Source organism: Sphingomonas sp. 2SG (genome assembly GCF_005503285.1).
Lineage (GTDB): Bacteria > Pseudomonadota > Alphaproteobacteria > Sphingomonadales > Sphingomonadaceae > Sphingomonas > Sphingomonas taxi.
Map to the genome: position 1 here is coordinate 2,501 of NZ_SCMZ01000093.1, position 3,035 is coordinate 5,535.

At 54.0% G+C, this 3,035-nt stretch carries 1 rRNA gene; it reads left to right on the forward strand.

The features are described from left to right. Positions 1-125 precede the first annotated feature (125 nt). Positions 126-2,920, forward strand: a 23S ribosomal RNA gene (locus FFS23_RS19665). Positions 2,921-3,035 lie beyond the last annotated feature (115 nt).

Consider the following 3,035-nt stretch of genomic DNA (forward strand, 5'->3'; position numbering starts at 1 on the left):
ATCATCCGCACCAAGAGGGTGTCCGTAAAGGGCGCCTGGTAGAACCACGCTGCACTGCTCTGCCGAGTTTCGTGTCGCCGCCCGATGGGCGTCGATCCAGTGTTGTCGTTGGTGGTGTGGACTCTCAAGCGTGAGGTAAGGGCAATTCGTGGATGCCTTGGCATGTACAGGCGATGAAGGACGTGGCACGCTGCGATAAGCGTCGGTGAGCTGTGAGCAAGCTTTGACCCGACGATTTCCGAATGGGGAAACCCACCTATCCGATTAATCTCGACCGTCGCCGCAAGGCGGCGAGCGGGGTTAGTTGGAAACAGGTATCACTTAGCTGAATAAAATAGGCTTCGTGAAGCGAACCCGGTGAACTGAAACATCTCAGTAGCTGGAGGAAAAGACATCAACCGAGATTCCGTTAGTAGTGGCGAGCGAACGCGGACCAGGCCAGTGCCGTTTATTCAACTAGCAGAAGCTTCTGGAAAGTAGCGCCATAGCGGGTGACAGCCCCGTATGCGAAAGTGATGTAAACGGACTCGAGTAGGGCGGAACACGTGTAATTCTGTCTGAACATAGGGGGACCACCCTCTAAGCCTAAATACTCGTACATGACCGATAGCGAACTAGTACCGTGAGGGAAAGGTGAAAAGCACCCCGATGAGGGGAGTGAAACAGTACCTGAAACGGATTGCCTACAAGCAGTTGGAGGGTCCTTGAGGCCTGACAGCGTACCTCTTGCATAATGGGTCTGTGACTTAATGTTTCAAGCAAGCTTAAGCCGTTAGGTGTAGGCGCAGCGAAAGCGAGTCTGAATAGGGCGACTGAGTTTGAAGTATTAGACCCGAAACCCGGCGATCTAGGCATGACCAGGATGAAGGTGCAGTAACATGCACTGGAGGTCCGAACCGATTAACGTTGAAAAGTTACCGGATGAGTTGTGTTTAGGGGTGAAAGGCCAATCAAGCCGGGAAATAGCTGGTTCTCCGCGAAAACTATTGAGGTAGTGCCTCGGATGGACACCCTAGGGGGTAGAGCACTGGATGGATGCGGGGGTCGCGAGATCTACCAACTCTAACCAAACTCCGAATACCTAGGAGTGATATCCGGGAGACAGACGGCGGGTGCTAAGGTCCGTCGTCAAAAGGGAAACAGCCCTGACCTACAGCTAAGGTCCCCAAGTTATCACTAAGTGGGAAAGCATGTGGAAATCCCAAAACAACCAGGAGGTTGGCTTAGAAGCAGCCATCCTTTAAAGAAAGCGTAACAGCTCACTGGTCTAAACAAGGGTTTCTGCGGCGAAGATGTAACGGGGCTCAAGTGATACACCGAAGCTTAGGGTGTGGATTTATCCACGCGGTAGCGGAGCGTTCCGTAAGCCTGTGAAGCGATCTGGTAATGGGTCGTGGAGGTATCGGAAGTGCGAATGCAGACATGAGTAGCGATAAAGAGGGTGAGATGCCCTCTCGCCGAAAGACCAAGGGTTCCTGCGCAAGGCTAATCCGCGCAGGGTGAGCCGGCCCCTAAGACGAGCCCGAAGGGGGTAGTCGATGGGAACCACGTTAATATTCGTGGGCCTGGTGGTGTGTGACGGATGGTGTGTGTTGTTCGGCCTTAACGGATTGGCCGGGCTTCGAAACTGTCCCAGGAAATAGCCCCACCGTATAGACCGTACCCGAAACCGACACAGGTGGTCAGGTAGAGTATACCAAGGCGCTTGAGAGAAGTGTCCTGAAGGAACTCGGCAAATTGCCTCCGTACCTTCGGAAGAAGGAGGCCCAACATAGGCGCAAGCTCTTGTTGGGGGCACAGGCCAGGGGGTAGCGACTGTTTAGCAAAAACACAGGGCTCTGCTAAGTCGGCTTCAAGACGACGTATAGGGCCTGACGCCTGCCCGGTGCCTGAAGGTTAAGTGGAGGGGTGCAAGCTCTGAAATGAAGCCCAGGTAAACGGCGGCCGTAACTATAACGGTCCTAAGGTAGCGAAATTCCTTGTCGGGTAAGTTCCGACCTGCACGAATGGCGTAACGACTTCCCCACTGTCTCCAGGACATGCTCAGCGAAATTGAATTCTCCGTGAAGATGCGGAGTACCCGCGGTTAGACGGAAAGACCCCGTGCACCTTTACTGCAGCTTCAGAGTGGCATTAGGAAAGAACTGTGTAGCATAGGTGGGAGGCTTTGAAGCGTTGGCGCCAGCTGACGTGGAGCCATAGGTGAAATACCACCCTGTTGTTTTCTGATGTCTAACCTCGTTCCGTAAGCCGGAACAGGGACCCTCTGTGGCGGGTAGTTTGACTGGGGCGGTCGCCTCCTAAAGAGTAACGGAGGCGCGCGATGGTGGGCTCAGGCCGGTTGGAAACCGGCTGTTAGAGTGCAATGGCATAAGCCCGCCTGACTGCGAGACTGACAAGTCGAGCAGAGACGAAAGTCGGTCATAGTGATCCGGTGGTCCCTCGTGGAAGGGCCATCGCTCAACGGATAAAAGGTACGCCGGGGATAACAGGCTGATAACCCCCAAGAGCTCATATCGACGGGGTTGTTTGGCACCTCGATGTCGACTCATCACATCCTGGGGCTGGAGCAGGTCCCAAGGGTTTGGCTGTTCGCCAATTAAAGTGGTACGTGAGTTGGGTTCAGAACGTCGCGAGACAGTTTGGTCCCTATCTGCCGTGGGCGTCGAAATTTGAGAGGAGTTGACCCTAGTACGAGAGGACCGGGTTGAACGTACCTCTGGTGTACCTGTCGTCGTGCCAACGGCGCAGCAGGGTAGCTATGTACGGACGGGATAACCGCTGAAAGCATCTAAGCGGGAAGCCTCCCTCAAGATAAGATTTCATAGGACGGTCGGAGACCACGACCTTGATAGATCGGATGTGGAAGTGCGGTAACGCATGGAGCTAACCGATACTAATTGTCCTATTCGCGCTTGAGAGTCTCACACCATCAATGACAATCCTGGGTCACCAGCGAAACGTCAGCGACGGCGTGGATGATACAAGTCGAACGCCAGATTAAATACACATCCTCACAAAGGTGCATCGATTTT